At 62.9% G+C, this 5270-nt stretch carries 4 protein-coding genes and 1 pseudogene; 2 read left to right on the top strand and 3 right to left on the bottom strand.

Annotation, left to right across the window (positions count from 1 at the left end; genetic code table 11):
• Nucleotides 1-868 (bottom strand): chromate efflux transporter (gene chrA / locus MXAZACID_RS10260; protein WP_039885171.1); only part of this gene is annotated, 868 nt, incomplete at its 3' end.
• A 67-nt stretch (nt 869-935) separates the two neighbouring features.
• Nucleotides 936-1841, bottom strand: coding sequence for a LysR family transcriptional regulator (locus MXAZACID_RS10255; RefSeq protein WP_008494252.1), 906 nt, complete (start codon nt 1839-1841; stop codon nt 936-938).
• A gap of 97 nt (nt 1842-1938) precedes the next feature.
• Here MXAZACID_RS10255 and MXAZACID_RS10250 point away from each other — a divergent pair, with 97 nt between their 5' ends.
• On the top strand, nt 1939-3174 hold the full coding sequence (locus tag MXAZACID_RS10250; RefSeq protein WP_008494251.1) for an NAD(P)/FAD-dependent oxidoreductase: 1236 nt from the start codon (nt 1939-1941) through the stop codon (nt 3172-3174).
• Nucleotides 3175-3412: 238 nt separating this feature from the next.
• Entirely contained in the window at nt 3413-4594 is a 1182-nt protein-coding gene (locus MXAZACID_RS18290; protein WP_083878651.1) for an HNH endonuclease, read from the top strand.
• Nucleotides 4595-4717: 123 nt separating this feature from the next.
• On the opposite strand, the pseudogene MXAZACID_RS10245 reads toward MXAZACID_RS18290, so the two are convergent.
• Nucleotides 4718-5270: pseudogene (locus MXAZACID_RS10245) on the bottom strand (ATP-binding protein); the annotation flags it as partial.

The raw sequence follows: 5270 nt of genomic DNA, 5'->3' as shown, positions 1-5270 counted from the left end.
GGCCCGGCAAGGGGGCGGCCAGCGTGCCGAGATAGGCGGCGAAGCTGAACAGCGGGCCGGGCACCGCCTGCGCCGCGCCATAGCCGGCCAGGAAGGCGCTCGAACTCACCCAGCCCGGCGCCACCACCGCATCGCGCAGCAGCGGCAGCACCACATGGCCGCCGCCAAATACCAGCGCCCCGGCATGGTAGAAGGCCGCCATCACCGCCATGGACGGCATCCAGGCCAGCATCGGCAGCCCGAACAGCAGCAAAAAGAACAGCCCCAGCGCCACCAGCCCGGCCCGGCGCGAGACCGGCATCTGCGTCAACGGCTCCGGCACGCCGCCGCCCTGGCACAGCGCCAGCCCCGCCAACGCCCCCAGCGCGATCACCACCAGTTGCATCGCCCCGCTCTGCGCGCTGAGGATCAGCAGCCCGCACGCCACCGCGATGCCGGCGCGCCGGAGATCCGGGCAGAAGGATTTCGCCATCCCCCAGACCGCCTGCGCGACGATCGCCACCGCCACCAGCTTCAGCCCGTGCAGCAGCCCTTGCCTCAGCCCCCCGTTCAGATGCCCGGCACCATAAGCGAAGGCGACCAGCAACAAGGCCGAAGGCAGCGTGAACCCAACCCAGGCCGCCAGCGCCCCCGGCAGCCCCGCCCGCAACAGGCCGATGGCAAAGCCGACCTGGCTGCTCGCCGGGCCGGGCAGGAACTGACAGAGCCCGACCAGCTCGGCATAATCGCGCTCCGCCAGCCAGCCACGCTTGCTCACGAACGCCGTGCGGAAATAGCCGATATGCGCCACCGGCCCGCCAAAGCAGCTGCAGCCCAGCCGCAGGAAAATCCGCAGCACCTCCAGCGCGCTGCCCTTGCTCTCCTCCATGGCGCCCCCCTGATCGCCATGCTCGTAACAGTCCGCACCCGGTTCAGGCCAGCGCGTCATCAAAGCGTCATCCTTCAACCGCCGCATGAGCGCGGCAGACCTCCACGAAGGCCCGCACCGCCCCCGGCAGATCGCGCTGGCTGGGATAATAGAGATGCCAGCCGGGAAAAGGCGGCGCGTAATCCCGCAACAGCCCGACCAGCCGCCCGGCCTCGATATGCGGGCGCAGCAGCTGCTCCGACATGAAGGCGATGCCCACACCCTGCAGCGCCGCCCGCAACGCCACCTCCCGGTGCGAGACGATCAACGGCCCGCCCACCGCCACCGCGAACCAGCGCCCATTCTGCCCGAACTCCCAGTTATAAATCCCTGCCCGGCCGGGCGGGCGGATATTGATGCAGCGATGGCCCAGCAGATCCCCCGGCGTCTGCGGCACCCCGAACTTGTCCAGATATTCAGGCGAAGCGGCGGCGATCTGGCGCATGTCCCCGCACAGCCGCAGCGCCACCATGTCCTGCTCCAGCAGCTCGCCGATGCGGATGCCGACATCGAACCCCGCCTCGACGATGTTGGTGACGGCGTCATCCACGGTGATGTCCAGCACGATGTCCGGATAGGCCGCATGAAACGCCCCCAGCAGCGGCTCGATGAAGGCGGCGCAGGGCTGGGCCGGGGTGTGCAGCTTCACCAGCCCGGCCGGCGTGTCCCGCAGGCTGGCGACATCCTCAAGTGCCGCCTGCATCTCCGCCATCGCCGGCTTGAAGCGCGCCAGCAGCCGGGTGCCGGCGGCGGTGAGCGAGAGGCTACGGGTGGTGCGGTTGAGCAGCCGCACCCCCAGCGCCTCCTCCAGCTCGCGGATCATCTGGCTCAGCGTCGGCGCGGCGATGCGCAGCCGGGTCGCGGCGCGGGCGAAATTCTGTTCCTCCACCACCGTCACGAAGGCCCGCAGCCGGGCAAACTCAGTTCCGCGCATTATACCTCAAAACTCGAATAGCCTGTTTCAATTCTACCCTATTAACCTAACGGCGTGGGGCGGGATATGACAGTCCGAGAAAACGGAGTGTGAAGCCATGGAGATCGACATCGCCATCATCGGCGGCGGCGCCGCCGGCATCGGTGCGGCGCGCCATCTGGCCGGGCAGGGACGCAAGGTGATGCTGATCGAGGCAGCAGCACGCCTGGGCGGGCGGGGCTGGACCCTGGATCTGGCCGGGCTGAAGCTGGATATGGGCTGTGCCTGGCTGCATTCGGCCAGCCGCAATGTTTGGACGCGGCTGGCCGAGGCCGCCGGGGTGGAGATCTATCGCCGCCCCTCCGCCTGGCGCCGGCAATATCGCGATCTCGGCTTCACCCCCGCCGAGCAGGATGCGGCGAGCGAGGCGTTCGATGCCTGGTCGCAACGCCTGATCGACAACCGGCCGGCGGATGATGTCGCCGCCGGCGCGCTGGAGCCGGGCGGGGCGTGGAATGATTATATCCGCACCATCGTCGGCTTCATCAGCGGCGGCCGGCTGGAGGACATATCCGCCGCCGATTACGCCGCCTATGAAGAGGCCTCCACCGACGAGAACTGGCGCATGCCCGGCGGCTATGGCGCGCTGATCACCTCCCATTTTCCGGCCGGGGTGGATTTGAAACTCTCCACGCCGGTGCAGGAGATTTCCCTCACCGCCGCGGGCGTGGCGCTGACCACGCCGGGCGGGGCGATCCGCGCGCGCGCCGCCATCCTCACCTGCTCCACCGCGATGCTGGCGGACGGGCGGATCAAGCTGCCGGCGGGGGCGGCTGCGTGGCGGGAGGCGGCCGCACAGCTGCCGCTCGGCCATGACGAGAAGGTAATTTTCGAGCTGCTGGAACCCGCAGCGTTCGAGCCCCGCAGCCATCTGCTCGGCGACCCGCGCGATGTGAAAGCGATGAGTTACGGCATCCGGCCCATGGGTTTGCCGACCATCGAAGCCTATCTCGGCAATGACAGCGCCGAGATCATCACCCGCGAAGGCCCGGTCGCCGCCTACGCGGCAGCCATGGACGGGCTGGCGAAGCTGCTGGGTGCCGATGTGCGCAAACAGCTGCGCCCGCTGATCACCACCGACTGGACCCGCACCACCCATATCGGCGGCTCCTACTCCTACGCCCGCCCCGGCCAACGCAGCGCCCGCGCGACGCTGGCGCGGCCATTCGAGAACCGTCTGTTTTTCGCAGGGGAGGCGACACATGCAACGGATTTTTCGACCGCGCATGGGGCGTATGAGAGCGGCGTGCGGGCGGCGACGGAGGTGTTGGGGGCGATGACACGGGTAGGGTGAGGGGAGTTTTTAAGCTGACGCAAAGGATCGCTTTTGCACGGCTGATTTGCGGGGCGTGATGGCAAAGCGGGCATCTGTGAGTGACGGCTTACGACCCCTGGCGGACATATACCGGCATGGGAGATCATCTCAAGAGCAGACGTTCGGCCGTCTGAGGCTACCGAAACTTTCCCTATTGTTTGGTGGTATCCAGCGAACGCTTCTTCATGGCCAAGAGTATGCATGCTAAGAGTATGTAATGAACATCTGCATCTTTTGTCCAACAGTGCTAACCCCAGATACGAAGCCTGAGCATATTTGGCTAAACGCGCTCGGGGGGCGTGCCACCACTCGTGGCGTCATTTGTTCAGAATGCAACAACACATTCGGATCTACAATTGACACTGCACTTGCAAGCCAAGTTCAGGATCTTCGTACACTGCTTAATTTGTCGTCTGGAGACAGAAGAACGCCACCGCCGTTGCAAGTAACCATTGAGGAAAATCAGAAATTTGTCGTTTGGCCTGATGGCCGGATAGAGCTGAGACAGAAGCCATTTATAATCGAAAAACGAAGCGACGGCGGATTTGACGTTACCATTAAAGCAAAAGACTTGGAACACGTTGACAGTCTTATGCCTCATGTCGCTGCGGCCATCGGAATCTCAGAAGAAAATCTAAGAAACCAATTAGGGCGGGCAAATGCGCGTGAAATTATACAGCCTGGTCCACAGGTAACAAGAAATATGGCATTTGGTGGCCATGATCCGTTGCGATCGCTTGCCAAATCGTGCCTTGTCTTATGGAATAAGAGTGGGCAGGATAATGCGATCAAAGAATCTCCCTTTGACGCCGTCAAAGTGTTCGTCACACGTGGTGATCAAACATTTTTGTCAAATAAGATAAAATTAGACGGACGCCCAATTCCAGGCGCAGACATCCTTGCAAGTAAATTCGGTCCAATTTTCAACCTTATTTTTGTCAAAAGCGACAGTAACGGAAAAATACTTGCTTATGTAGGTAACTATAACACAGCATACTGGCGTATAGTCATTGCCGAGGCGGGCGGAATGCCCAACCGAGCGGTTGGGTTGGTCTCCAACCCTCTTAACCCAAATAACTGGTCGTATCTACCAAACTATGGGTTTGACCTTGATATTTCCTGGCTAGAGACACCTACTATTGATGAATCGAGTAGAAATCCAGGAGACTCTATCGGCGCCGCACTCAAAGACCATACTGAAAAGCAGCAAGAACAGCATATCCACGAAATGCTTATTGACACGTTTCGGGAATGCCAGATCAGCGAAGGCAGCGTCATTACCGAAGAAGCGATAGAAAGATTTTCTCAACGCTTCGCTCTTTGGCTGTTACGAGCCAAAACAGATCGCCCCCTTTCAAGCGAAGAAATTAATTCGCTAATATCTTTGAATAAGGGCTGACTAATTCTTGCCATCAAGTAGGAACCACCTTACTGCCAGTCAGGATCGGATGTGGGTTGAGCGTCTAATTTCTTGTAGGAGTGGTCCAAAAGTCGCCATTCCGCTATCCCCCACTAACCTCCCCTACCCCCCGTTCGGATCCCCCGCCGCCGTCGCCCAGGCCAGTTCCACCAGCGTCACGATTCGTCTCCCCGCCCCGTCCTGCTGGCACACAATCAGCCCCTGCTCTTCCATGTAGGTGAGCAGCCGCCGCGCGCGGCCCATTGAGCGGGTGCCGTAGGCGCGGGCGATGGCGGCGTCCGAGGGGCAAGGGGCACCATCCTTCGCGGCGCGGGCGATCATCATATAGATCCCCTGCATGTCCTCCGGCAGCAGGCCAGCGCGGGCGGTCACGTCCTGCCACACCTCCTCCTGCGCCATCTCGGCGGAGATGCCGGCACGGGCGCGCGTCAGCATCCGGCGGAAGGCGGCTAGGTCCGGCGCGCCATTGCCCATGCCCTCGATCCGGCAGCGCACCAGAAAATCCTGATACAGCACGCCGACGGTGCGAAACCCCGCCTCCGGGTCGGCCAGGATGGCGGCGAGGATCTTGTCCAGCCGCGCACGGCGGACGGCGAGCTCCTCCGGGCTGGGCGGGGCGGCCGCTTCCTCGGCACGCTCCTGCACCGCCCGGGGC

Source organism: Acidocella sp. MX-AZ02, from assembly GCF_000306035.1.
GTDB lineage: Bacteria > Pseudomonadota > Alphaproteobacteria > Acetobacterales > Acetobacteraceae > Acidocella > Acidocella facilis.
The sequence above is the reverse complement of the archived record's forward strand: the minus strand, read 5'-3'. Positions and strand labels throughout refer to the sequence as shown.